This window comes from Streptomyces sp. NPDC088097, from assembly GCF_044741845.1.
Taxonomy (GTDB): domain Bacteria; phylum Actinomycetota; class Actinomycetes; order Streptomycetales; family Streptomycetaceae; genus Streptomyces.
Map to the genome: position 1 here is coordinate 25392 of NZ_JBIUTJ010000003.1, position 24590 is coordinate 49981.

19 protein-coding genes are annotated in these 24590 nt (G+C 73.0%); 7 read left to right on the forward strand and 12 right to left on the reverse strand.

The features are described 5' to 3' along the window. The first annotated feature begins 138 nt into the window (after positions 1 to 138). Positions 139 to 1740, forward strand: coding sequence for a D-alanyl-D-alanine carboxypeptidase (locus ACIOD1_RS10160; protein WP_365612776.1), 1602 nt, complete (start codon positions 139 to 141; stop codon positions 1738 to 1740). 37 nt (positions 1741 to 1777) lie between these two features. On the opposite strand, the gene ACIOD1_RS10165 is transcribed toward ACIOD1_RS10160, so the two are convergent. Next, positions 1778 to 2263, reverse strand: coding sequence for a peroxiredoxin (locus ACIOD1_RS10165; RefSeq protein ID WP_365612772.1), 486 nt, complete (start codon positions 2261 to 2263; stop codon positions 1778 to 1780). Positions 2264 to 2666: 403 nt separating this feature from the next. On the opposite strand from ACIOD1_RS10165, the gene ACIOD1_RS10170 reads away from it, so the two are divergent. Further along, positions 2667 to 3122, forward strand: a complete 456-nt coding sequence (locus tag ACIOD1_RS10170) for a C40 family peptidase (protein WP_365613402.1) — start codon at positions 2667 to 2669, stop codon at positions 3120 to 3122. Positions 3123 to 3156: 34 nt separating this feature from the next. On the opposite strand, the gene ACIOD1_RS10175 is transcribed toward ACIOD1_RS10170, so the two are convergent. The 4 genes from ACIOD1_RS10175 to ACIOD1_RS10190 all read right to left on the reverse strand — a co-directional run bounded on the left by ACIOD1_RS10175 (position 3157) and on the right by ACIOD1_RS10190 (position 10612). Then, on the reverse strand, positions 3157 to 3591 hold the full coding sequence (locus tag ACIOD1_RS10175; RefSeq protein ID WP_365612769.1) for an SRPBCC family protein: 435 nt from the start codon (positions 3589 to 3591) through the stop codon (positions 3157 to 3159). 104 nt (positions 3592 to 3695) lie between these two features. After that, positions 3696 to 5030: a ClC family H(+)/Cl(-) exchange transporter gene (locus tag ACIOD1_RS10180; RefSeq protein WP_401901446.1), complete on the reverse strand. Its 1335-nt coding sequence runs from the start codon at positions 5028 to 5030 to the stop codon at positions 3696 to 3698. 144 nt (positions 5031 to 5174) lie between these two features. Beyond that, positions 5175 to 6581, reverse strand: coding sequence for a M1 family metallopeptidase (locus ACIOD1_RS10185; protein WP_365612764.1), 1407 nt, complete (start codon positions 6579 to 6581; stop codon positions 5175 to 5177). 38 nt (positions 6582 to 6619) lie between these two features. Next, positions 6620 to 10612 (reverse strand): Pls/PosA family non-ribosomal peptide synthetase, encoded by a 3993-nt coding sequence (locus tag ACIOD1_RS10190; RefSeq protein ID WP_401901447.1) that lies wholly within the window; start codon positions 10610 to 10612, stop codon positions 6620 to 6622. Between the two features lie 311 nt (positions 10613 to 10923). On the opposite strand from ACIOD1_RS10190, the gene ACIOD1_RS10195 reads away from it, so the two are divergent. Further along, positions 10924 to 12099 (forward strand): cytochrome P450, encoded by a 1176-nt coding sequence (locus tag ACIOD1_RS10195; RefSeq protein WP_365612758.1) that lies wholly within the window; start codon positions 10924 to 10926, stop codon positions 12097 to 12099. 9 nt (positions 12100 to 12108) lie between these two features. On the opposite strand, the gene ACIOD1_RS10200 is transcribed toward ACIOD1_RS10195, so the two are convergent. The 3 genes from ACIOD1_RS10200 to ACIOD1_RS10210 form a co-directional block, all read right to left on the reverse strand. Continuing rightward, positions 12109 to 12861, reverse strand: coding sequence for an amino acid ABC transporter ATP-binding protein (locus ACIOD1_RS10200; RefSeq protein WP_401902315.1), 753 nt, complete (start codon positions 12859 to 12861; stop codon positions 12109 to 12111). Positions 12862 to 12869: 8 nt separating this feature from the next. Further along, positions 12870 to 13829, reverse strand: coding sequence for an ABC transporter substrate-binding protein (locus tag ACIOD1_RS10205; RefSeq protein ID WP_365612755.1), 960 nt, complete (start codon positions 13827 to 13829; stop codon positions 12870 to 12872). Positions 13830 to 13897: 68 nt separating this feature from the next. Beyond that, positions 13898 to 15118, reverse strand: coding sequence for an LLM class flavin-dependent oxidoreductase (locus ACIOD1_RS10210; protein ID WP_401901449.1), 1221 nt, complete (start codon positions 15116 to 15118; stop codon positions 13898 to 13900). Positions 15119 to 15786: 668 nt separating this feature from the next. Here ACIOD1_RS10210 and ACIOD1_RS10215 point away from each other — a divergent pair. Then, positions 15787 to 16791 carry an amino acid ABC transporter permease gene (locus tag ACIOD1_RS10215; protein WP_365612749.1) on the forward strand — a complete coding sequence of 335 codons (1005 nt, stop codon included), beginning with the start codon at positions 15787 to 15789 and terminating at the stop codon, positions 16789 to 16791. Positions 16792 to 16836: 45 nt separating this feature from the next. On the opposite strand, the gene ACIOD1_RS10220 is transcribed toward ACIOD1_RS10215, so the two are convergent. Together ACIOD1_RS10220 and ACIOD1_RS10225 are read right to left on the reverse strand one after the other, a co-directional pair. Continuing rightward, positions 16837 to 17256: a hypothetical protein gene (locus ACIOD1_RS10220; RefSeq protein ID WP_365612746.1), complete on the reverse strand. Its 420-nt coding sequence runs from the start codon at positions 17254 to 17256 to the stop codon at positions 16837 to 16839. Positions 17257 to 17737: 481 nt separating this feature from the next. After that, positions 17738 to 18322 carry a TerD family protein gene (locus ACIOD1_RS10225; RefSeq protein WP_365612744.1) on the reverse strand — a complete coding sequence of 195 codons (585 nt, stop codon included), beginning with the start codon at positions 18320 to 18322 and terminating at the stop codon, positions 17738 to 17740. 203 nt (positions 18323 to 18525) lie between these two features. On the opposite strand from ACIOD1_RS10225, the gene ACIOD1_RS10230 reads away from it, so the two are divergent. Then, a complete protein-coding gene (locus ACIOD1_RS10230; protein WP_365612741.1) occupies positions 18526 to 20001 on the forward strand; it encodes a hypothetical protein in 1476 nt (491 codons plus the stop codon). A gap of 85 nt (positions 20002 to 20086) precedes the next feature. Here ACIOD1_RS10230 and ACIOD1_RS10235 read toward each other — a convergent pair whose 3' ends face one another. Together ACIOD1_RS10235 and ACIOD1_RS10240 are read right to left on the reverse strand one after the other, a co-directional pair. Beyond that, positions 20087 to 21808, reverse strand: a complete 1722-nt coding sequence (locus ACIOD1_RS10235; protein ID WP_365612738.1) for an acyl-CoA dehydrogenase family protein — start codon at positions 21806 to 21808, stop codon at positions 20087 to 20089. 84 nt (positions 21809 to 21892) lie between these two features. Further along, complete coding sequence (locus ACIOD1_RS10240) at positions 21893 to 22483, reverse strand: PadR family transcriptional regulator (protein ID WP_365612735.1); 591 nt, start codon at positions 22481 to 22483, stop codon at positions 21893 to 21895. Positions 22484 to 22758: 275 nt separating this feature from the next. Between ACIOD1_RS10240 and ACIOD1_RS10245 the strand changes: the two genes are divergently transcribed. After that, positions 22759 to 24183, forward strand: coding sequence for a hypothetical protein (locus ACIOD1_RS10245; protein ID WP_365612733.1), 1425 nt, complete (start codon positions 22759 to 22761; stop codon positions 24181 to 24183). A 10-nt stretch (positions 24184 to 24193) separates the two neighbouring features. After that, positions 24194 to 24418 (forward strand): hypothetical protein, encoded by a 225-nt coding sequence (locus ACIOD1_RS10250; protein ID WP_401901452.1) that lies wholly within the window; start codon positions 24194 to 24196, stop codon positions 24416 to 24418. The last annotated feature ends 172 nt before the right edge of the window (positions 24419 to 24590 follow it).

Here is a 24590-nt window from a genome sequence, read left to right on the forward strand (position 1 = left end):
CCTTCCGGGTCGGCCTCCGGTCGACGTCGCGGGCCCCCGTCCGGGTGACGTGCGCACCGGATCCGGCCGTGCCACGCTGGTCGCAGGCCCGGATCAAGCCGTCCGGGCGGCCCGCCGAAACGATCGGGGCCCGCCGTGATGCGAGGAAGAGACTCCCGGTCCCTGCGGCGCCGCCTCGGCGCAGGCTGCGGGGCCCTGCTGCTGGTGGCGCTGACCTCGGGCGCGGCGACCGGGCCGACCCCTTCGCCGTCCGACGACGCGGGCTCCGACCCGCTGGACCCGCGCATCACCGCGATCATGCGGAAGCCGGAGTACCGCTACGCCCAGTGGGGCCTGCTCGAACGCGACCCGGACGACGGGCGCGTGATCCACAGCCTCTACCCCGGGCAGCTCTTCATCCCCGGGTCCACGGCCAAACTGTTCAGCGTCTCCGGCACCTGGGACTCCCTCGGCGCGGAGCACCGCTTCGAGACCCCCGTCTACGCGGTCGGCGAGCGGCGGGGCGCCACCCTCACCGGCGACCTCGCCCTGGTCGCTCAGGGAGACCTCACGATGGGCGGCCGTACCCGCCCGGACGGCACCGTGGCGTTCACCGATCTCGATCACACCTACGCCAATGACATCCCCGGCGCCACCCTCACCCCGGAGGACCCCCTCGCCGGGATCGACGCGCTCGCGCGACAGGTGCGCGGCTCCGGCATCACGCGTGTCGAGGGCGACGTCCTCGTCGACGACCGTCTCTTCTCCGCCGCGCCGATCCTCGACCCCACCCCGGATCCGCTGATCATCAACGACAACCTGATCGACCTGCTGACGACCCCGGGGGACCGCGTCGACGCCCCGGCCCGCCTGGATTGGCGGCCGAAGGTCGCCCCGTACGACGTGTCCTCCACGGTCAGGACGGTCGCCGCGGGCGGGCCGACGGCCGTCACGGTCACCCCGTCCGCCGACGGGACCCGGATCCGTCTGTCCGGGACGATCGCCGCGGGCGCCGCTCCGGTCCTGCGGGTGGCTCCCGTCGCCGATCCGGCGGCCTTCGGGCGCACCGCCCTCATCGAGGCGCTCGGTCGGGCCGGTGTACGGGTCACCGCGGATGCCGCGGGTCCCAGCCCGGCGGGCGAGCTGCCGCGTACCTACCGGGGCCGGCCGCGCGTGGCCGTGTACACCTCGCCGCCCTACGAGCAGTACGCCCGGCTGATCCTCAAGGTGAGTCACAACCTGGGCGCCAACCTCGGGATCTGCCTGATGGCGGTCAAGGCCGGCAGCCACGACTGCATGGCCGGATTCCCGGTGCTGGCCGGCTTCCTGGACCGGGCCGGCGTCGACCGCGAGCAGGTCCAGCTCTCCGACGGCCGGGGCGGCAACCCCGTCGACCGCTCCACTCCGCTGGCGCTGGCACAGATCCTGACCCACTGGCTCGGCACGTCCGAGGCGCGGCGCTTCCGGGAGGCGCTCCCCGTCCTCGGCGTCGACGGGCTGCTGGCGGAGAACTGCCGCGACTGCCCGGCTCGGGGCAAGGTGTTCGCCAAGACGGGGGCCGCCGCCGGGTACGACGCGCTCAACGACCGCATCGGCGTCGGAGCCATCACGATCGCCGGGTACCTGGACAAGGGCGACGGCCACCACGACGTGTTCTACGCCGGGGTCACGGGCGCCTCGACGCCCACGACCGACCCCGCCGGCATCGTGGCCATCGCGAACGACCTGGCCATGATCGCCGCCTACCTCCAGGAGGACTGAGCACCCAAGTGCGACCCCCGCGACCGCCCCCGGTCGCTCAGTTCGGCGTGAGGGCCGTCAACTGCCGGGCGATGACGGCGGCGGAGGGGAAGGTGGCGCCCAACGCGCCCACGCGCTTCCAGTGGAGGCGGCCGTCCGGCGCGACGACGAACACGGACCGCCGCAGCCCGATGAGCGGGGCGTCGATGCCGAAGGCGCGGGCGACGGTACGCCCGGGGTCCGCGAGCAGGGGGATGCGCAGTCCGCGTTCGCGGGCGAAGCCCTCGTGGCTGTCGAGGTCCTGCGGGCTGATGCCCCAGACGGTCGCGCCGCAGGCCTGAAGTGCTTCGAGGCCGTCGGAGTAGGAGCACAGCTGCTTGGTGCAGACCGGGGTGTTGTCGCCGGGATAGAAGGCGAGCACGACCGGCTTTCCGCTCTGTTCTCCGAGGGTGTAGTCGGCGCGTTCGAAGCGGTCCTCGACGAGGACTCCGCCCGGCAGGGAGAAGTCGTTCACGACGTCCCCCAGTGCGGGAGTACGGCCCATGACGTTCGTTCCTTCGCTAGGGGGAGCCGGCCCTCGTGTTGGCGGTCGGCGGCGAAATCGTAGGCGCCCGTGCGCGCGGGCGGTAGCCGTCCCGGCCTCTTATCACGCGGGACGACGCCGGCGGAGCACCTGGGACGCGAATGGGCCGACTGCACACCGATGCGCGCCGATTTTCCCATCACTTCGCGGATTCTTTGCACAACCAATACGTATCAGATGCCCCAAGGGAGCGGGCGGGAGCCGGAGATCAGACAAAACTGTCGGCCGTCAACACCGTGCATCTCTTCGAAAGCAGGACCGACCCGGACATCTGATCGCCCCATGCCCCACATTCGACCGCGGAGGTAGCACGATGTCCCTTTCCAGGACCGACTCCCGCCAAGGCCCCGAGGCCTTCCGGTTCATGTGCCGCGCCACCGAATTCCGGCTCCCCCAAGCCTTCTTGATCCTTTCCCTGCTGACGGCCGTCACCGTGACCGGCCCGGTGACACCGGCCGAGGCAGCGGACTCGTACGGCGCCAAGGCCGTGATGGTGGCGGCCTCCAAGGAAGGCTCCCCTTATGTCCGCGGCGCCACCGGGCCCCGCCAATTCGACTGCTCCGGGCTGACGCTCTATTCCTTCCGGAAAGCCGGAAGGCAACTGCCGCGCACCGCCGAGCAGCAGTACGAGCACACGTCACGCATTCCGCGCGAGAAACGCGCGTTGGGTGATCTGGTGTTCTTCCCCAACGGCTCGACGATGGAACACGTGGGAATCTACGCGGGCGACGACAAGATCTGGCACGCGCCCCGCCCGGGGACCCGCGTACGCCTCGAACGCATCTGGAGCGGCGACGTCCGCTACGGCCGCGCCTCGTGAGTCCGGCGGCGCCGCGAGGGTGCGGCGGCGGCCTCTACAGTCGGGCCAGGATTCCGGGCATGACCTCCTCGACCCCGTCGGCCAAGCGCTCGAAGTCCTTGCGGAGGAAGGGTTCGGCGAGCCTGAGGAGGCCCTTGAAGTCGAGGCGGGCGCGGTAGGTGAGCCGCGTGGCGCCACCCTCCCGCGGCGTCAGGACGAGGTCGTCGGTCGTGGTGACGGACTTGTTCTCGCCGACGAAGGTCAGCCGGTTCTCGTCGAGCCGGACGAGCCGGTAGGTGAGGCGGGTCTCACGGCCGCGGAAGACCGACACGTTGCTCCAAGAGGAGCCGACCCGGACGGGGCCGGCGTCGAGGCGCTCGCACGTCTTGGTGCCCGGATCCCACTCCTCCGTCCGGGCGAAGTCCTTCAGGTAGTCGCGCAGGACGGACGAGGGCCTGGCGACGGTGAACGAACGCTGCACGGCGACCACGAGGAGCTCCCCTGACGAGTGACATGGCTGACCTCTCCTCTTCGGTGCCGACCCCCCGCGCGGATGCGTCCCCCGCGGATGCGTCCCGCGCGGATCCCCCGGGATCAGGGTCGACCGAGCATCCGCGCCCGCAGGCTGTCGTAGACCGGCTCGCTGCGCATCCAGTCCGCCGTCAGCGTCGCGGCGAAACACGCCGTGAACAGGGCCAGGAGCAGGGTCGTCGCCCCCGTCATCTCGACGGCGAGCACGATGCCCGTGACGGGCGCCCGGACGCAGGCGGCGAACAGCGCGGCCATCCCGACGACCGCGAACGCCGCCGTCCCGGACCCGGACGCCGGCGCCGGGCCCGAGCCCCACCCCGGCAGCAGGGGCAGCGCGACGGCGTGTACGAGGGCTCCCCAGAGGGCGCCCAGCGTCAGCATCGGGGCGAAGAGCCCGCCGGGCGTACCGGCCGCGTAGCTGAGCGGGCCGGTCAGGAACCGCACCACGAGGCAGCCCGCCAGGACGGTGGCCGTGAGCGCGCCGCCGGCGAGCAGCCGCTCGCTCAACGTCTCCCCGCTGCCGACCAGCAGGGGGTCGACGGCGAGCAGCAGCCCCACGACGGCGCCGATGAGCGCCGCCCGGACGACGGGGTCGACCCGCGTGAGGTGGTCGCCCCAGGCCAGGGCGCCGACGACGAGGTGGTTGTACCCCGCGCCGAGGACCCCGGTGGCGGCGCCGAAGACGACGAAGACGGGCAGGAGCACCAGTGGCGGGGCGGCCGTGTGCGGGACGTCGAAGACGGGCCGGTCGCCGACGATGAGGCGGGAGCAGCTCACGGCCGTGGCGACGCCGATGAGCGTGAGGAGGACCAGGCGCGCCCGGACGGCCCGGGTCACCTCCTCGCAGACGAACAGCACGCCGCCCAGCGGCGCGGTGAACGCGACGGCGAGGCCGGCGCCGGCGAGCGAGGTGTGCAGCAGCCTGATGTCGTCGGCGTGCATCCGGACGCGGCGGCCCGCCTCCGCCCCGATCGCCGCGCCCATGTGCACGGTGGGGCCCTCCCGCCCGAGCACGAGGCCCGATCCCAGGGCGATCACGCCGCCCACGAACTTGGCGGGCAGCAGCCTCAGCGGCTGGGGTTCCCGTTCGGCGCGCCACACGGCCTCCACGTCCTGGATGCCGCTGCCCGCCGCGAGCGGGACCCACCGGGCGATCGCGCAGGCGACGGCGGCTCCGGTGGCCGTGAGCGCGACCGGGAGCAGCCATCCGGGGCCGGGGAGCCTTTCGGAGGTGTCGAGCAGGGAGGCGCGCAGTACCTCGGCCCGCGCGAGGCACCAGCGGAAGGACCCGCCGACCAGGCCCACGAGGCAGCCCGCCACAGCGGCGACGAGGTAGGCGAGCGGCCCGCCCGCGGGCCGGTCGCGGGCGGCACGGGGCACGGGGGGCACACCGGGCATACGAGGACCTCCGCCGGGCCGTGGTTCGCGTCGGTCCGAGCCTGTCCCGCGCACGCTGCGAGCGGGCGGAGATCCCCTCGGCCGCGCCCAAACCGTCCCCGACTGGGCCAATGGGGGCGGGGGCCTGCGGGAGCGGGGGCGGAGCTACGCCGTGGCGCTGCCGCGGCCCGCCGTACCGCCGTTCGTGGGCGGGTGGAGGGGCCGGGCCGGGAGCGCGGTCAGGGCGCCGGGCGTGGGCAACGGCGGCAGGGAGGGTTCGTACAGCCAGGCCGTGAACAGTTCGTCCAGCGGCTCGACGGCGTAGCGGGCCGCGTGCGTGGTGAAGGCGACGGTGGTCGCCACGCCGTGGCGGTGCACGGCGGCCCAGTCGCGCAGCATCCGGAAGAAGGCCCCGTCGCCCAGGGCGCAGCGGACCGCGTGCACGACCAGGCCCCCGCGCTGGTAGAGGCGGTCGTCGAACATGAGCTTGCGGCCCGGGTCCGCGAGGAGGAGGTCTTGGGGCAGCGCGGCCAGCAGGCGGTGCGCGGCGGTCGCCGCCTCGTGGGCGGGGCGGCCGCCGGAGCGTTCCGCCCAGAGCCATTCGGCATACTTGGCGAAGCCCTCGTTCAGCCAGATGTGCCGCCAGTCGGCGATGCTCACGCTGTTGCCGAACCACTGGTGGGCGAGTTCGTGCGCGACGAGGCGTTCCGAGCCGCGCATCCCGTCCACGTGGTTGACGCCGAACAGGGAGAGCCCCTGGGCCTCCACCGGCACATCCAGTTCCTCGTCGGCGACGACGACCGCGTACTCGCCGAAGGGGTAGGGGCCGAAGAGTTCCTCGAACAGGCGCATCATGGCGGGCTGGCGGGCGAAGTCCCGGGAGAAGCGCGCCAGCAGGTGGGCCGGTACGTGGGCGCTCTGCGGGACGCCGTCGAGGCCCGGGTCGCCGAGCAGCACCGTCTGGTACATGCCGATGGACAGGCCGACCAGGTAGCTGGAGGTCGGGGCGGGCTGCTCGTAGACCCAGGTGGTCGTGGAGGCCCGGGTGGTGCGGGTGAGGAGCCGGCCGCCGATGACCACCGTGTAGGCGGAGGGCGTGTTGACGGAGATCTGGTACGAGGCCTTGTCGGCCGGGCGGTCGTTGCACGGGTACCAGGAGGGGGCGCCGACGGGCTGGCTGGCCACCAGCGCCCCGTCGGTCAGTTCCTCCCAGCCGATGCCGCCCCAGGGGCTGCGCACCGGCTTGGGGTTGCCCGCCCAGTGGACCTCCACCGTGAAGGCGGCGCCGGCGGGCAGCGGCTTGGCCGGACGGACGCGGAGCCTGCCGGCCCGATGGGTGTAGTGCGGGGCGCGTCCGTTCACCAGGATCCGGCCCACCCGGAAATCGGCGAGGTTCAGATCGAACTCGGTGAGCGGGGCCCGCCCGGCGATGGCGCTGAGTCGGGCCGTCCCGGCCAGCCGGTTGGGGCCGGGCCGGTACTCCAAGGCGAGTTCGTACCGGTGCACGCGGTAACGGGGGTCGCCGTTGGCCGGAAAGTACGGGTCCGCTGCCGCTGTCCTCTGGCCGTTCACTGCCGCTTCCGCTCCCTGCGCTGTGCTCGTAGGCCCGGTCAGGACCGCCACGCCTCGATCGGATTGCCCAGCCAGCGGGTGTCGGCCGGGACGGTTTCCCCGGCCATCACGAGAGAGGCGGGACCGAGTGTGCTGCGCGCCCCGACCGTGCTCCCGGGCAGGACGATTCCGCCCGGGCCCAGGGTGGCGCCCTCGCGGAGGACCACAGTATCCGTCCTCAAGATCCGGTCGTGGAAGAGGTGGGTCTGGAGCACGCAACCCCGGTTCACGGTGACCGCGTCGCCCAGCTCCACCAGGTCCGTCTCGGGCAGCCAGTAGCTCTCGCACCACACGCCCCGGCCGATCCTGGCGCCGAGGCCGCGCAGCCACAGGGCCAGCAGGGGGGTGCCGGGTACGGATCCGGCCAGCCACGGCACGGCCAGGACCTCCACGAAGGTGTCGGCCAGTTCGTTGCGCCAGACGAAGCCGCTCCACAGCGGGTGCTCTCCGGTCCGGTGGCGGCCCACGAGAAGCCATTTCGCGGCGACCGAGACCAGGCACGCGGCGGCCCCGGCGGCGAGCAGGACCGCTCCGGACAGCAGCGCGGTGCCCCAGGTCCCCAGGGCGGTCCTCGTGACGAGGGCGCAGAACGCGCCGACGGTCAGTACGGCCAGCGCCGCCGAGCAGAAGACGGGCACGAGCCGGCACAGCTCCACCAGACCCCGCGCCCACAACAGTCGGGCGGGCGGGTCGTAGGTGCGGCTCTGGTCGGAGTCCGCCGCCGCGCGCGGGAGCCGCACGGGCGGCAGGCCCAGGTACGAGCTGCCCTTCTTGGCCTTCTTCGGGGTGGCGGACAGCACGCCGACCAGCCCGTCGTCGGGGACGTTGCGGCCCGGGGCGGTCATGCCGGAGTTGCCGAGGAAGGCCCGCCGGCCGATCTCGGAGCGCCCGATGCGCACCCAGCCGCCTCCCAGTTCGTACGGAGCGGTCAGCGTGTCGTCGGCCAGGAAGGCGCCCTCGCCGACGGTGGTGAGGCTGGGCAGCGCCAGCACGGTGGACACCTCGGCGCCCCGGCCGATCTTCATGCCGAGCAGCCGCAGCCACACGGGGGTGATCAGCCCCGCGTACAGCGGGAACAGCGTTTCGCGGGACAGGTCCATCAGCCGGGTGACCGTCCAGGCCTGCCAGGCGATCCGGCTGTGCGTGGGGTGGTTGCCCGTACGCAGTCCCAGGCTGAGCAGGCGCACGGAGACGAGCAGCAGCAGGGCGTACGCGAGCCCGAAGGCGAGCGCTCCGGGCACGACGGCGAGGAGTGCTCCGCGCAGGGCGTCGCCGAAGTCGGCGTCTGCGGGCACGAACCCGCTCAGCACGAGGAGGGCCGGCAGCATGGAGAGGAGGGGCAGGACCGTGAGGCAGAAGCCCGTCGCCCCGTACATGGCGCGCCAGTGGACCGACCGCGGCGGGCGCTGCGCGGGCCAGTTCCGCTTGGCCTTGCCCAGTTTGGCGGCGGGCGCTCCGGCCCAGCGCTGGCCGGTCGGGACCTGTCCGACCACGGCGGACCCGGGGGCCACCTCGGCCCGCTTCCCGACCCGGGCGCCGGGGAAGAGGATGCTGCGCGTGCCGACGACGGCGCCGGCGCCGACCTTGACGGGGCCGATCTCCAGGCGGTCGCCGTCCAGCCAGTACCCGCAGAGGTCCACCTCGGACTCCACGGCGCAGCCGCGGCCGAGCTTGAGCAGGCCGGTGACCGGCGGCAGCGAGTGCAGGTCCACCTCGGGGCCGATCTTGGCGCCGAGGGCCCGGGCGTAGCGTTCCAGCCAGGCCCCGGTGAGCGAGGTCGCTCCGGCGCATTCGGCGAGCCGTTCGGCGGTCCACAGCCGAAGGTGCACGCTCCCGCCGCGCGGGTGGCGTCCGGCCTTGACCCCGCGCAGCAGCAGGCGGGCGCCGCCCGCGGCGATGGCGAGACGGCCCGGCGGGCTGAAGAGGAGGGCCCCACCGGCGACGACGAGCCACCAGGAGGCGGTCGGTGCCCACGGGTAGGGGCCGAGGGTGTGCAGGACGTTGCCGAGGGCGAGGAGCGCCACGGTCCAGCGCAGGCCGACCAGGGTGAACAGCGGGAGCAGCAGGAGGGACTGCGTGACCTGGGCGCGCACCGGTACGGGGGCGATGGTGCGGGCCGTCCCGTCCCCTTGGACGGACTTCTCCAGGCGCCTGGCGAGCTTGCGCAGTGTGGGCTGCTGGTAGATGTCGAGCACGGCCGCGCTCGGGTAGCGGGCGCGCAGCCGGGTGGTGAGCTGGGCGGCGGCGAGGCTGTTGCCGCCGATGGCGAAGAAGTCGTCGGCGGCGCCGGTGACGGCCACGCCGAGGGTCTCGCTCCACTGTTCGGCGAGCCAGGCCTCGGTTCCGTACAGCTGCTCGGTGGGGCCGGTGGCCTCCTGTTCGGGCAGCGGCCAGGGCAGCGCGTCGCGGTCGACCTTGCCCGAGGTGCGCGTCGGCAGTTCGTCGACGGGGGCGAGCAACGGGACGAGGGCCGCCGGGAGTTCGGCGCGCAGCCGCTCCACCGCCGCTGCGCGGTCCCAGCCCTCCTGGGTGACCAGGTAGCCGACGAGGAGTTGGTTGCCGCTGCGCGCGGTGCGCACGGCGGCGGCCGCGCCGGCGACGCCGGGCAGGGCCTGGAGGGCGGAGTCGACCTCGCCGAGTTCGATGCGGCGTCCGCCGAGCTTGATCTGCTCGTCGCCGCGGCCCAGGAACACCAGTCCTTCGGGTTCGGCGCGTACGAGGTCGCCGCTGCGGTAGGCGCGCCGCCAGCCGAGGGATTCCAGCGGGGCGTACTTCTCGGCGTCCTTCGCGGGGTCCAGGTAGCGGGCCAGGCCGACGCCGCCGATGACGAGCTGGCCGCTGCCGCCCATCGGTACGGGCTCGCCGGACTCGTCGACGACGGCCAGCTCCCAGCCGTTCAGCGGGAGCCCGATCCGGATCGGTTCCTCCCCGGTCAGCAGCGAGGCGCAGGCGACGACGGTGGCCTCGGTGGGGCCGTAGGTGTTCCAGACCTCGCGGCCCTCGGTGACCAGGCGCTGGGTCAGTTCGGGCGGGCAGGCCTCGCCGCCGAAGATGAGCAGTCGTACCTCGCCCAGGTCCTCGGACTCCCAGAGCGCGGCCAGGGTCGGGACGGTGGAGACCACGGTGATCTCCTGGTCCACCAACCAGGGGCCGAGGTCGGCGCCGCTGCGGACCTGGGAGCGGGGCACGGGCACGAGGCAGGCGCCGTGGCGCCAGGCCAGCCACATCTCCTCGCAGGAGGCGTCGAAGGCGACGGACAGCCCGGCCATGACCCGGTCGCCGGGTCCGATCGGCTCCTCGGTGAGGAACAGCTCGGCTTCGGCGTCCACGAAGGCGGCGGCGCTGCGGTGGCTGACGGCGACGCCCTTGGGCTTGCCGGTGGAGCCGGAGGTGAAGATGATCCACGCGTCGTGTTCGGGGCCGGGCCGTGCCGCGGGCGCTGTCGCCGCCGCTGTCGACGGCGTGATCGCGGTCGCCGTCGCCGTCCCTGGCGCCGTCCCTGTCGCCGTCGCGGCGGTGTCCGCTCGGCCGGTGGTGTCGATGCGTCCGCCGCCGCTGAGCACCGCCCGCACCCCGGCCTCGCCGAAGACGAGGTCGGCCCGCTCGTCCGGGTCCTCGGCGTCGACCGGCACGTAGGCCGCTCCGGCGGAGAGGACGGCGAGGATGGCCACGTACAGCTCGTTGGTCCCGGAGGGCACCCGTACGCCGACCCGGTCGCCGAGTCCCACTCCGGCGGCCGTCAGGGCGCGCCGGCGGCGTTCGACCTCGACGGCGAGCGCCCGGTAGGTCAGACGGACGGCGCCGTCGTCGAGGGCGAGTTCGTCCGGGCAGGCGTGCACGGAGGCCTCGAAGACGTCAACGAGGGTGCGCGCGGGGGCCGCGGGGCCGGCGGAGAACCGTGCGGACTTGCCGGACCCGTCATCGCTCCGCCCGTCGTCGCTCCGCCCGTCGTCGAGCAGAGTGAGTTCACCGCGCTCAGGTGTGGCTGACATCGGCCCTCGTGTCTCGTTCCCGGAAGTCCGGGTCGCCGGCGGAGCCCGGGTCTGCCCAGGTTGTTCCGGTCCGGCGCCAAACAGCCCTCCAGTCTAGTGCGTCAACGAGGATTTACCGGCTGACGTCTTGCGCGTGGCCGGGAAGGAACGGTATTGCGAACGTCCGGAGTCGTGGTGTGCGGCCGGGCACACGGCGTCACGTCGCGGCCGCGATGCCACCCGCCGCGGGCGCGTCCCGGCCATGCGGTGCGGGCTCCCGCGGCCCGCGCCGGTACCGTTCGGGGCATGGTTACCCCGACCGGCGCGGCGCCGTGACCGACGCTCCGCACGACCCCCTGACCTCACGCGACCCGTACCCGGGCTATGCCCGTCTGCGCGGCGTGTCCCCGGTCCAGCGGGTCCCGAGCGGGTCGAAGGGGCGCCACTCGTACCTGATCACCGGTCACGCGGAGGCCCGGGAGGCCTTCGTGGATCCCCGGCTGTCGAAGGACACCGCCCGCTTCTTCGCCGGGCGGCCCTCCGGGCGCGATCTGCATCCGGCCGTGTCCCGGAACATGCTCGCGAGCGATCCGCCCGACCACACGCGCCTGCGGGCGGTGGCGGCCGGGTTCTTCACCAAGGGGCCGGTCGCGGGGATGCGTCCGTACATCGCCCGGGTCGTCGACGCCCTGATGGACGGGTGGGAGCCGGGGGCACGGGTCGATCTGGTGGCGGGCCTGGCCGCGCCCCTTCCGGTCACGGTCGTCTGCGAGTTGCTGGGGGTGCCGCCCGCCGATCGGGACCTGGTGTCCGGCTGGTCGAACGACCTGTTCGCCGCCGGGGAACCGGAGTCCGTCGACGCCGCGTCCCACGCCCTCGGCGACTACATGACCCGGCTCGTCGACACGGTGCGCGGCGCCCCCGGCGACGGGCTGTTGCACGCGTTGACCCGGCGGGGTGAGGAGGGCTCCCTCGATCGGGACGAGGTCGTCTCGCTGGCCGTGCTCCTGCTGGTGGCCGGTCACGAGACGACGACCGCCTTCCTCTCCAACTCCGTCCTCGCACTCCTGCGCGACCCTTCGTCGCTCGCGCGCCTGTGCCGGGACCCGGACCTGATCGCCGGCTCGCTCGACGAACTGTTGCGCTTCGACTCCCCCGTGGGCACCGCCACCTTCCGCTTCAGCACCGAGGCGCTCCGGCTGGGCGGTACGGACATCCCGGCCGGCGCCCCGGTGCTGATCGCTCCGGGGGCCGCGAACCGCGACCCGGCCGCGTTCGCCGATCCCGACCGGCTCGACCTGGACCGGGACGCGGGCGGCCACGTGGCCTTCGGCCACGGGATCCACCGCTGCCTGGGGGCTCCCTTGGCACGGGCCGAGGCCGAGATCGCCCTGCGGGCGCTGCTCACCCGGTTCCCCGGGATGGCTCTGGCGGTCCCTGAGGAGTCCCTCGTGTGGCGGCGTACGCGTCTGATGCGGGGTCTCGGGGAGTTGCCCGTCGTCCTGTAGGCCGCCGCGTCAGAGCACCTTCGAGAGGAAGGCGCGGGTGCGGGGATGGCGCGGGTCGTCCAGGACGGCGGCGGGCGGGCCCTGTTCGACGACGGTCCCACCGTCCATGAACACGACGGTGTCGGCGACCTCGCGGGCGAAGCCGATCTCGTGCGTCACGACGATCATCGTGCTGCCGGCGCGGGCGAGGTCCTTGATGACGTCCAGGACCTCGCCGACCAGCTCGGGGTCGAGCGCCGAGGTCGGCTCGTCGAAGAGCAGCACCTTGGGTTCGAGGGCGAGCGCGCGGGCGATGGCCACACGCTGCTGCTGGCCGCCCGACAACTGGCGCGGGTAGGCGTCGCCCTTGTCGGAGAGGCCCACGCGCTCCAGCAGTCGACGGGCACTCTCCAGCGCCTCCCGGCGGGGGCGGCGCAGGACCGACACCGGGGCCTCGACGAGGTTGTCCAGCACGGTGAGGTGCGGGAAGAGGTTGAAGTTCTGGAAGACGAACCCGATCCGGGTCCGCTGCCCGAGCACCTCCTTCTCCTTCAACTCGTACAGTTTTCCTCGCGATTCGCGGTAGCCGATGATCTCCCCGTCGACGCCGATCCAGCCCCGGTCGACCTTCTCCAGGTGGTTGATGGTGCGCAGGAGCGTGGACTTCCCCGAGCCGGAGGGCCCGAGGACCACCGTGACCTCGCCGACGCGGACCTGGAGGTCGACTCCGCGCAGCACCTCCAACGCTCCGAAGCTCTTGTGGACGCCCCTGACCTCGACCATCACCTCACTCACGTGTGCTCCGCCGGGTTGATCTGCGAGGTGTCGATCGCGGAGGCCGTGGTGCCCCACTTCTCCAGGATCCGGGCGTAGGTGCCGTTCTTGATCAGCTCGTTGACGGCGGCCTGGAAGGCGGGGGTGAGCGGGGAGCCCTTCTTGAAGGCGAAGCCGACGTCGAGGCGGTGGTACTCGCCGAGGAAGGTGGTCCGCGCGGCGGGTTGGGCCGCCTGGTACCGCAGCCCGTTGATCGTCGACATGACCACGTCGATCCGGCCCTGCTGGAGGGCGGTGGTGACGGCGCCGGGGTCCGAGAACACCTTGACCTCGTACGGCTTCTTGCCGGCGGCGGCGCACACGTCCTTCCGGGCTCCCAGGGTCTTCTCGAAGGTGGTGCCCGCACCGGTGCCGATGGTCAGACCGCAGAGCTGGGTGAGGTCGGTGACCTGTGTGGTCAGGGTGGTGTTGCCCGTCTTGACCGCGAAGCCCTGGCCGTCGTTGACGTAGGTGACGAAGTCGATGGTCTTGAGGCGTTCGGTGGTGACCCCGAAGTTGCCGGTGCCGAGGTCGTACTTGCCGCTCCCGAGGGCGGGCAGGATCGTCTCGAAGGAGGCGTCCTGGTGCTCGGGCTTGATGCCGAGGACCTTGGCCACGGCGTCGGCGATGTCGATGTCCAGACCGGCGGGCGGCTTGTCCTGGCCGTTCGGGTAGTAGGCCGAGGGCGGGGCTCCGACCGAGTTGCCGATGCGTACGGTGCCCCGCTCGCGGACGTCGGCGGGCAGGAGCGCGGCGATGGCGTCCACCCTGCGCAGGCCGGCGACGGGGTCGTCGGAGGGCGCGGGAGAGACCTGGGCGCCCGCCACCGCCGTGTTCCCTCCGTCGGAGCCGCAGGCGGTCAGGGTCAGGAGCGGCAGGAGGGCGAGGGCGGCGGCGGTGCGCAGGCGGGTGCGGATCCCGTTCCCGGGGGTGTTCACGGCGGGGCGGCCTTTCCGTTGCCGGACGTGGGGCGTGTGGGGAGGGAGGGGCAGGGGTCTCGCGGCGCTCACCCGCGCACCGCCGAGAGGGTGGCGTGGCCGGGGGCACCGGCGTCCCCGGCTCCGTGCTCCGCCGTGTGCCGCGCCTCGTGCTCGGCGGCCTGCTCGGCGGCCTGCTTGGCCCCGCGCTCCGCGTCGCGCTTGGCGACCTCCTCGCGCACGAGCGGGATCACGTAGCGGCCGAAGTCGACGGCGTCGCCCAGCAGGTCGTAGCCCCGGGCCGAGAGGATGTCGACGCCGAGGTCGTAGTAGTCCAGCAGTGCGCGGGCGACGGTCTCCGGAGTGCCGACGAGGGCGTTGGAGTTGCCCGCGCCACCGGTGGCGGCGGCGGTCGGCGTCCACAGCGCCCGGTCGTAGCGCTCCCCCGCCTCGGCGATGGCGATCAGCCGTTGCGATCCGGTGTTCTGCGGCGCCGGGGCCTCCGGGACTCCACCCCGGTGGTGCGAGGGAACGATGCCCGTCTCGCGCCGCTGCCGGATGGCGCCCACCGTGCGGTGCGCCTTCTCCCAGGCCAGTTCCTCGGTCGGGGCGATGATCGGGCGGAACGCGACCTGGATGCGGGGCGGTTCGGTGCGGCCGGCGGCCTCGGCGGCGGCCTTCACGGCCTCGATCTGCTGGGCGGTCTGCTCCAGGGGCTCCCCCCACAGGCAGTAGATGTCGGCCTCCGCGCCCCCGACGGCGTACGCGGCGGGCGAGGAGCCGCCGAAGGAGACGTTCGGGCGCGGCTGTTGGACGGGGAAAACATCGCTGACGAAGTCGTGGAAGCGGTAGTGGTCGCCCTCGTGGTCGAACGCCTCGTGGCTGGTCCAGATCTTCTTGACGATCCGGATGTACTCGCGGGTGCGGGCGTAGCGCTCGTCCTTGGTGAGGGTGTCGCCCTCCCGGCCCTGCTCGTGGTCGTTGCCGCCGGTGATGAAGTGCACGGCGAGCCGGCCCTCGCTGATCCGGTCGAGGGTGGCGAAGGTCTTGGCGGCGTAGGTGGGGTAGGAGACGTTGGGCCGGTGGGCCAGCAGGATCTGGAGGCGTTCCAGCCTGCTCGCGATGTACGCGGCGGCGGGCGCGGGGTCCGGGGATCCGGACCCGTAGGCGAAGAGCACCCGGTCCCAGCCGTGGTCCTCGTGCGCCCGGGCGAGGCGGAGCGTGTACTCCTTGTCGAAGGCGGCGCCGGAGCGGGCGGTGGTTTCGGAGCCGTCGTTGGTGGCGGCGATGCCGAGGAATTCCACGGGCATGGGTGGATGGCCTTTCGGGAGCACGGCGGAGCGCGTGCGGGCAGGGTGAACCCCCGTCCGTACAGCGGTATATGTGGAATCGTCAGATCGCCACACGGCGCGTGACGACGCGGGGTGTCGGGGACGATCGGGTGGCGGCAGCGCACGTCCCGCGCGCGGCACCGCGCCCTCACACGGGTCGTGGCCCGTGTGCGGAAGGGGTGGCGCGAAGGGAGATCTCGGCCCGCGACGGGGTCACCGAGGGAGGGAAGGGCCGATCAGGCAGCCCGCTGCCGCATCAGGCGCAACACGCCGCGGACCACACCCGACCGAAGTCGATGTAGTCGCGCGAGACCAGGCGCTGATGGGCGTTCATGGGCCTACTTGACCAGGAGAGCCGGTCTTCGTCAAGCAATCGGCCCGGATGCCGGACCCGTGCGGACCACCCGACGTCCGCCGTTGACACGGCGTTCACACGGACCGGTTCTCACGGCTTTCGGGGCTCTCGCGGTTGACACGGCGACGCCGTGGGCGCATACGATCGGCTCAGGTCCGGCTCCGCCCCGTGCGGAGCCCTCCGGTCGCGTTGAGGGACGCGGCGCGCGTGACGACAGCTCCACGAACCCGGCGGCGCGTGCGCCGCCGGGCGGTCATCCCCGCCCGCGATCCCTTGCCTGGAGAGCCCCCTCATGGCCACGCCTTCCGACGTCTCCGAAGCGACCGAACCGGTCGCCGAATCCCCGGCCGCGCCCCGCGTCGGACCCCCTGATCCCGCTCCCGACCTGCCACCGATCGTCCCGCGCCGGCACGTCGGCCGCCGGATGTCCGCCGCCGTCGCCCTGGCGTTGTTCGCGATGGTGGTGGCGTCCGTGATCCGCAACGACGCCTTCCAATGGGGCGTCGTGGGCGCGTACTTCAGCACCTCCGCCGTGCTCCACGGACTGCTGCTGACCCTGTGGCTGACCGGTGTGGTGATGGTGCTCGGTTTCCTCTTCGGCACCGTGCTGGCCGTGATGCGACTGTCCTCGAACCCGGTGCTGCGGACGCTGAGTTGGGGCTACGTGTGGATCTTCCGGTCCACACCGCTGCTGGTGCAGTTGCTGTTCTGGTTCAACATCGGCGCCCTGTACCCCACGCTCGGGCTCGGCATCCCGTACGGCCCGCAACTCTTCACCCTCCAGACGGTGAACCTCCTCGGCCCGACACTGACCGCGGTCATCGGCATGACCCTGCACGAGACGGCGTACGCGGCCGAGGTGGTGCGCGGCGGGATCCTCTCGGTGGACCCCGGGCAAACGGAGGCGGCGCAGGCGCTCGGCCTGAGCAGGCGTCGCACCCTGCGCAAGATCGTCGTCCCGCAGGCGATGCGGTCGATCGTGCCGACGGCCGGGAACATGCTGATCGGCACGCTCAAGGGCACCAGCATCGTCAGCGTGCTGGCCGTGCACGACCTGCTGTATTCGGTTCAGCTGGTCTACAACCAGAACTACCAGGTCATCCCGCTGCTGCTGGTCGCCACCGTCTGGTACATCGCGGTCACCACGGTCCTGTCCGCCGGTCAGTACCACGTCGAGCGGTACTACGCGCGCGGCGCCTCCCGCAGCCTGCCGCCCACGCCGTCACAACTCCTGCGCGTCCGGCTGGCGGCGCTCCGCTCCCGGCTCCGCACGGTCACCTCGTCGGCCGACCGATAGGTCCGGTCGGTCGGCCGACGTCGGGCGAGGATCCGGGATCCGGGATCACTTCACGGTGACGGTCACGGTGGGCGAGGTGGCTTCGCCGGCGGTGACGCGGAGTTCTTCCTTGCCCTTGGTCTTGAAGGCGTTGTCGAGGGAGTAGCTGGAGCCCTGCTTGATCAGGGTGTTCGCATGCAGGGTCGTCCACTTGCTGCCGTTCTTGTGCTGCAGGACGACCTTGGTGCCGATCGGCAGGCCCTTGGTGCGGCCCGTGAAGGTGACCTTCTCGCCGGCCTTGACCTCGGTCGGGGTCGCCTTGAAGGTGATTTCGCCGGTCGCGGACTTCGAAGCGGACTTCGAGGCCGACGGGCTGGGCGTGGCCGCGGCGGACGCGGTGGTCGCCAGGCCTCCGGCGGTCAGCAGTGCGGCGGACAGCAGGCCGGCGGCGGCCATGCGGGCGATGTGTCGTGGTGTGGCCCTCACGTTGGACTCCCGTCTCGACGGATTCCCCCACGGCTGAAACCGCTCCGATGCTAGCGGCGGCCGCCGCGACCCGGCGACTCGATCAAGAGGAATCCCTGGCCGGAGGGGGTGCGGACGCCGTGTGGAGGGGCGCCGGGAGGCGGCGGGGAGCGGCCCGGGAGTGCACCGCACCCTCGGGGAGCGGTCCCCGCAGGCGCGGTCCGCGGCAGAGGCACGCCGGGCCCCCCGCGGTGCGTGGCGAAGGCGCGGCGCGAGGTCTCCCGTCGGCGGGCGGCGCTGCCGACAGCACCTCCCGGAAGCCCACGTCGAGGGCGCTCTCGCCGCTGCCGGGGAAGTCCGGCGACGACGACCGCGTCGCGGGTGGCGGTGCGTCCGGGCGCCCGTGCCCGGACGCGCGCACCGGTCCCACACCGTGCACGCCCCCTCCCCCTGTCGGAAGGTTCGGCCAAGGCACCTCGGGCCGCCGGGGGCCGCCGATGACCTACTTGCTCATGGCGAAGCGCATGATCGCCAGCTCGTCACCCTGCTTGATCTTCCCCGTCTCGTTGATCACTTCCAGCTTCCAACCGGCGCCGACGCGTATGGCCTTGGCCACCGCGCAGCCGTTGTCCGTGCTGAGCAGGCTCGGCCAGATGTCGGCGACCTGCTGGGCGCTGCCCCCGGTGGCGTCGTACACCTTGAAGCTGATGTTGCGGGCCTTCTGGAAGGAACTGCCCTTCTTGTATGCGGCGGCGACGAAGACGATCGACGTGATCTGCTGCGGTACCCGCGCGAACTCGACCGTCACCGTCTCGTCGTCGCCATCCCCGCGCCCGGTCTGGTTGTCGCCGCTGTGGATCAACGAGCCGTTGCCCATCGGGTCCAGGGAGTCGAGCCCCGCGAGGCGCACCGGGTCCGTGCCCTGCATCGCGATGGCGAGCAGATCGAGGTCGGTGCCGGTCTTGCGCCGAAGCACGCCCATCACCCCGCCGCTGCTCCCGGCGGTGGGGTCCCAGGACACCCCGATGGACAGGTGCGTCACTCCGCCCAGGTCCGCCGGGCCGTCTTCCTTCTTAAGCGTGATCATGCGTGGATCATCCTCCTGGTGACCTGAATGCGACACACACGAGTGTGCCTGGCGCCTCTTTCGTCCTGCACACCTGGAACGCGTCCCGGTGCTCCTTCGGTTCCCCGAAGGGGCACGAGTCATCCCCCGCCGGCCCGGGAGGTACCGTGCGTGATCGGCCGGAGGCGGTCCGGTCGAAGGCGACGGTACGAGGGGTGTGGGCGATGAACGACCCGGCAGCGGTGGTCTCCGCGTTGCGGGCCCGGGCGGCGGAGCGGCCGGAAGAGGTCGTCCTGCTCGACGGGTTCACCGACGCGGAGCTGGACGCCTGGCCGGTCGAGGTGCCGGAAGCACTGCGACGGGTGCTGCGGGAGGTCGGCGGGGTGGAGACCGAGGAGGGGGAGTACTCCTTCGGGCCGCGCGGCCGGCAGGGGTTCGAGGACGGCTGCTGGACGGTGGGCGGGCTGGAGTTCGGCGAGGGCTCGCTGCTCGTCGCCGCCGGACGGGGCGACTGGGGGCCGGTCGTCGCCGTGTACCCGTACGGCGACGACCCCCGGGTCACCGTCGAGGCGCCGGAGTTCCTCGGGTGGCTGGCCGGGTTCGCGGCGCGCCCGGCCGAGGAGGCGGACGGGCGGGCGCCGGCGCCGGAGCTGTTCGTCCCGGCCGTGCCGAGCGTGGCCGCCGCCGAGGGCCCGGACGCCGAACTGGCGGCCCTCATCGGGCGCGGTGACCCGCTCACCGACCTGGTCGACCTGCGGGAGCTGCCCGGCTACCCCTGCGGGGTGGGCTGGGAGCCCTACTTCTCCACCGCGTACGCCACCGCCGACACCGGCAGCAGCGAGGTCCGGTTCCGCTTCGTCGGCGACGGCCGGGTGCTGCTGCTGCGCAGCGTGGTGAGCGGCGACTTCCTGGGCCGGCCGGTGCGGCGGCACGCGCAGCCCGAGGACGCCCCGCACCGGGCGGTGGTCGAACTGCGGGAGCTGGCCGCGCGGTTCCCCGGACGGGTCGGGCTCGACGGGGGCGGCTCCGACGGGGACATGGACGCCTGGCCCGTCCCGGTGCCCGAGGACGTCCGGGTCGTGCTCCGCGAGATCGGCGGGGTCGCGGTGGCGGGCCTGCCCCGGCTGAGCCTGCTGCCGAGCGCGCCCGAACTCGCCGTCGACCCCGAGCTGCACCGGATGCTGGGCGGCGACGGGACGTACTGGCCCCTCTCCCTCGTCCGCTACGGCCGCACCCGCGCGCTCGCGCAGGTCCGGATCGAAGCGACGACCGGGCAGTGGGGCTACGTCGTCTCGGTGCCGGCCGATCCGGCGGGGCTGCGCAAGTACCCCGAGGTGACCCTGGTCGCGGAATCGCTGCCGGCGCTGCTGCTGTCCTACGCGCGCCGGGCCGAACGGCTTCTCGCCGCCACCCCCGCTGGCGCCGGCCACGCCGATGGGCCGTGGATGGTTCCGAACACCGGCGAGCCGTGGCCCCGGCCCGCGCCCGTCTCCGAGTGGGCGGCGTCCCGGGACCCGCTGTTGGCGCGGGCGGCGGCGCAGCTCCCGGACGGCGCGTACGCGGCCGACCTGCGGGACGTACCGATCCCGAGCGACCTGTGCTTCCACCGGGCGCGGGGGTGGCCGTACTCGGCCCGACTGGACCGCCTGCACTTCCCGGCCGGCGGCCGGCTGGCCGGCGCCTCGCGCCGGACCGACTGACCGACCGCCGGACCGCCGCCCTACCGACCGACCGGCCGGCCGCCCGTGCGGTCGGCCGGCCGGTCCGACCCGCGGGCCGGTGTGCCTACGGCGCCATCTCGTACGCGCCGGCCAGCGCCTCGACGCGCTCCCAGACCCGGGCGGAACGGGCTTCGTCGGCGACCGGACGCCGGACCGCGCCGAGGGCCCAGGCCTGCTGCGGCTCGGTGGCGGAGTCCTTGCCGTGCAGTTCGACCGCGTGAGCGGAGAAGTCGCGCACCAGGACGGCGAACAGCTCGTCCAGCACGTCCTCGTCGAGGCCGGTCAGGCGGGCCTGCTCCAGGATGAGCTGACCGTGCACGACGAGCGCGAACAGCTGCCCGACGGCGAGGAGGAGGTCGAGGTCGCGGCTCTGCGCCTCGTCCGGGGCCGCGGTGGCCACGAACTCGCACAGGGCGTCCGCCTGCTCCCGGAAGCGGGCGACGTTCGCCAGGGCGGCGTACCCGTCATAGGCGGGGCGCCAGTCGTGGAAGCGCACGGACCCCAGGCCGCGGGCCGGCCCCTGCCTGAAGAGGAAGGAGTCGTCGGTCGCGTCGTGACGGGTGGGTACGGGGGCGTACTCGACCGGTTCGAGCAGGTGGTTGCGCATGAACTTGAGGATCAGCGCGAGGTTGACGTGGACCGTGCCCTCCAGCTTGGGCAGTCCGCGGATCTCGACGGCCGCCTGGGCGAAGTAGGTGTCCTTCTCGAAGCCCTTGGCCGCGATGACGTCCCACATCAGGTCGATGACCTTCTCGCCCTCCGTGGTCACCTTCATCTTCGTCATCGGGTTGAAGAGCAGGTAGCGGCGGTCGTCGGGACCGGCCGAACGGAAGTAGTCGACGGCGCGGTCGCTGAACAGCTTCATGCCGACGAGACGGACGTACGCGTCGGACAGCTCCCGGCGCACGTGCGGGAAGGCGGTCACGGGACGGCCGTACAGGACACGGCCGTGCGCGTGGGTGACGGCCTCGTACATCGCGTGCTCGCAGATGCCGATCGAGGCGGTGCAGAGGTTGAACTTGCCGACGTTGACGGTGTTGAGGGCCGCGTCGAAGGCGGCGCGGCCGGTGTGCAGGACGTCCTCGGCGGACACCGGGTAGCCGTCCAGGCGGAACTCGCTGACGTACTTGGAGGAGTCGACGACGTTCTGCACCAGGTGGTACGCGGGGTGGCGGCTGTCGGCCGCGAAGAACACGTATCCGTCCGGACCCTCGACGTCGCCGCGGCGCCCGAAGACCGACACGAGTCCGGCGGCGTTGCCGTTGCCGATGTAGTACTTGGAGCCGGTGGCCCGGAAACCTCCGTCGCCGTCGGGCTCCAGCAGCATGTCGGTGGAGTAGATGTCGGCGCCGTGGGTGCGCTCGGACAGGCCGAAGGCGAAGACCTCGCCCTGGGCGAGGAGCCCGGCGGCGCGGTCGCGCGCGGCGGCGTTGTCGCTCTGCCAGACCGGCCCGAGGCCGAGGACGGTCACCTGCCACGCGTACCAGTAGTCGAGGCCGTAGAAGCCGAAGACCTCGTTGAGCGCGGCGATCCGGGCGGTGTCCCAGCGCCGGGCCTCCCGGCCGCCGGCGGCGGAGGCGGGCGTCAGGAAGGTGGCGAACAGCTCCTCCTTGGCCGCGAACGCGAGGAAGTCGCCCAGCCAGGCGCGGGAGCGGTAGTCCTCGATGAGCCTGCGCTTGCCGCGGTCCTCGAACCAATCGACGGTGGCGCGCAGCAGCCTGCGGGTCTCGGGGTCGAAGTGCGCCGGGTCGTAGGTGCGCGGGTTGAACAGCAGGGCGTCGGCCATGGAGGTCCGCCTTCCGGGGTGGGTGCGGGTCGAGGGGTCGGGTATGACGGGTGGGTCTGGTGTGACAGGTGCGATCGGTGGGTTTCAGGCGGGCGGGAGGTCCGCGCCGATCCGGTGGAGATCCGGGCCGATCCGGTGGAGGGTGGCGAGGACGTCGTCGAGCCAGGCGATCGTCATCCGTTCGTACGCGATGCCGCCGCGCAGCACGACGTGTTGCAGTTCCCGGCCGGCGTCCAGCGGCGTGGCGGTCGCTTCGGGCCCGGTGAAGTCGCGCAGTTCCCCGGCGAGGTAGTGCGCGAGGCGGTCGCCGTGGACACGGTGGTGCCGCTCGACCTCGCGGATCAGCGCGGCCGGCCGGTCGAAGGCGGCGCCCCGGATCTTCACCGCGAGGTCGTGGCGCAGGCTCTCGGGTTCGATCGGCTCGTGGAGCCACTCGGCGAGGGCCTCACGACCGGGGCCGACGACGGAGTACTCCTTCTTGTCCGGCCTGCCCTGCTGCGCCACCTCGCGGACGACGAGCAGGCCGTCGCCCTCCATGCGCTTGAGCACGCGGTAGATCTGCTGGTGGGTGGCGGTCCAGAAGTAGCCGATGGACCGCTCGAAGCGCCGGGCCAGCTCATAGCCGGAGCCCGGCTTCTCCAGCAGCGAGACGAGGATCGCGTGTTCGAGCGCCATGCTCCGATCCTGCTATGCACCTTGTTGCATAAACAAGCGGCGGCGCCCGGGTGAGACGCGGCTCACCCGCGCCGGGGCCCGCCGTCCCGGCGGATTCGGACGCGGCGACCTCGCACGGGGGGCGGCATCCCACGTGAATGAATCTTCAACTGTCATGCGCCGCAATCGAGTTGACGCCCACCCGTGGCGAGCGGCCGGCCGCCCGCATGGCATGATCGACCTTCCCGTTACCAGTCGGTAATAACCCTGTTCTCCCCTCCGAAGGTCACACCCACGTGCGCACGCTCGCCAGACGTCTCCTGCTCCCCGGCCTCACCACCCTGGCGCTCGCCGCCACCGGCTGCTCCTCCCCCGGGCACACCGCCGCTACGGGGACGGGAGGGGCCGACGGATCCGCCACGGCGGCCCCGGCGGCCGACGGCCCGCGACGCCTGGACGTCGACCCCGCGCCGCAGGGGTCCTCCGCCCCGAGCGCCATCGCCCGCACCCGTACCGGCCGGGACGGGCCCGAGAAGTCCCGGCTCCGGCTCGCGTCCTACGACAAGGCCGCCGGACGGGCCGTCATATCCGGGGCCCCCTCCGGGCCGACCGGTCCGCCGGACCGCTCCCCCGCGCCCGGTTCGTCCGACGCGCCGGACGAGCCGGTGGCGGTCGGGGACGTGATAGCCAGTGCCCCGGCGCCCGGCGCACCGGACGGCCTGCTCGCGAGCGTCGCCGAGGTCGTGGGGAGGACCGACCGCGGCACCGAGGTCAAGACCGTGCCCACGACGCTGGCCTCCGCCCTCAAGGACGATCGGGCCGAGGGCAAGGTCCCGGTGGACCCGTCCGCCGTCACGGTCGAGCCCCTGATGAAGGGCGTCACCGTCTCCTGGGCGAAGAGCGGGGACGTCCGGTTCGGCCCGAACGGCGCGCGGTTGCCCCTCGGCAACCTGCGGTTGGACGTGAACGCCGCGGTGGACACCGCCGAGGGCGCGCCCGCCTCGGCCGGGGCCTCGGTCTCCGGCTTCGTACAGCTCGCCCCCGAGGTGGAGTTCTCCTACGACGGCGGCCGGGGCGGCGCCTCGGGACCGCACTCGGGCTTCCTCGGCATGAGCGGCGACTGGTCCTCGCAGTGGGAGCTGAAGGGCCGCGCCGCCGCGAGCACCGGGGCGCCGAGGCGGATCCCGTTCGCCAAACTGCACAGCTCCCCCGTCATCCAGGTCGGCCCGGTGCCCGTCGTCGTCACCCTCGACCTGACGTGCTACGTCCAGGTGGAGGCGGACGGCCGCGTCACCCTCGACGTCCGCCAGGACGTCAAGGGCGACTTCCGTGTCGGCGGCGGCTACGCGTCGGGCCGGGGCTGGACCCCGGTCAGCACTTCGACGGTGCGGAGTTCCCCCGTGAAGGCCGAGGTCACCGCGGCCGGTCGGGTCAAGGCCGCGCTCGGCGCCGAGGCCTCCGTGGGCCTGTACGGGGCCGTGGGCGTCACCGCCGACTTCGCCCCGTACCTGCGCGGCGAGACCGGCGCCGGGGCCACCGCGTCCACCGACGGCAAGGCGACGGCGACCGCCTCCTGGGCGCTGCACGGCGGCTTCGACCTGAGCGGTCGCCTCCAGCTCGGACTCTCCCTGTTCGGCACGCCGGCCATCGAACACCGCGTCCCGCTGGGCACCCTCCACCGCGAGTGGCCGCTCGCGAGCGGCCGCGCCGGCGGCCGGTGACAGCGGGCGCGTGCGCACGCACAAGGCGGCGGTGACGAGCAACGAGGCGGTACTCGACGGCGGGCGGCCCATCGAAGAGCGGATCGACCGGCTCGCCCGGGCGTGGGTCGAGGACGGTCGCGCGCGGGACCACCTGGTGACCGGCACGGCGTTCCACGCCGTGTACTGCTGGTACCTCAGGCACCGGCCCGAGGGGCACGCCCCCTCCCGAGCCGCGTTCGTCACCGCCTCCTAGGACGCCCTCGGCGGGGGCGTCGGCTGGGAGAGCGTGCTGCGCGGGCGGGTCGCCTGCGAGGGCTGTGGGGACCGCTACCTGCTGGAGAACATCGGGCGTGCACCGGACGCATGCGGTACGCGTGCTACGCGTGCGAGCCCCACGACTCGTGCGCCGGCGAGATGCTCTGACG

Coding starts and splice junctions, on each gene's coding strand:
- ACIOD1_RS10160 (WP_365612776.1), top strand. CDS start 139: ATGCGAGGAAGAGACTCCCGGTCCCTGCGGCGCCGCCTCGGCGCAGGC.
- ACIOD1_RS10165 (WP_365612772.1), bottom strand. CDS start 2,263: ATGGGCCGTACTCCCGCACTGGGGGACGTCGTGAACGACTTCTCCCTG.
- ACIOD1_RS10170 (WP_365613402.1), top strand. CDS start 2,667: ATGTGCCGCGCCACCGAATTCCGGCTCCCCCAAGCCTTCTTGATCCTT.
- ACIOD1_RS10180 (WP_401901446.1), bottom strand. CDS start 5,030: ATGCCCGGTGTGCCCCCCGTGCCCCGTGCCGCCCGCGACCGGCCCGCG.
- ACIOD1_RS10190 (WP_401901447.1), bottom strand. CDS start 10,612: ATGTCAGCCACACCTGAGCGCGGTGAACTCACTCTGCTCGACGACGGG.
- ACIOD1_RS10200 (WP_401902315.1), bottom strand. CDS start 12,861: ATGGTCGAGGTCAGGGGCGTCCACAAGAGCTTCGGAGCGTTGGAGGTG.
- ACIOD1_RS10210 (WP_401901449.1), bottom strand. CDS start 15,118: ATGCCCGTGGAATTCCTCGGCATCGCCGCCACCAACGACGGCTCCGAA.
- ACIOD1_RS10215 (WP_365612749.1), top strand. CDS start 15,787: ATGGCCACGCCTTCCGACGTCTCCGAAGCGACCGAACCGGTCGCCGAA.
- ACIOD1_RS10225 (WP_365612744.1), bottom strand. CDS start 18,322: ATGATCACGCTTAAGAAGGAAGACGGCCCGGCGGACCTGGGCGGAGTG.
- ACIOD1_RS10230 (WP_365612741.1), top strand. CDS start 18,526: ATGAACGACCCGGCAGCGGTGGTCTCCGCGTTGCGGGCCCGGGCGGCG.
- ACIOD1_RS10235 (WP_365612738.1), bottom strand. CDS start 21,808: ATGGCCGACGCCCTGCTGTTCAACCCGCGCACCTACGACCCGGCGCAC.
- ACIOD1_RS10240 (WP_365612735.1), bottom strand. CDS start 22,483: ATGGCGCTCGAACACGCGATCCTCGTCTCGCTGCTGGAGAAGCCGGGC.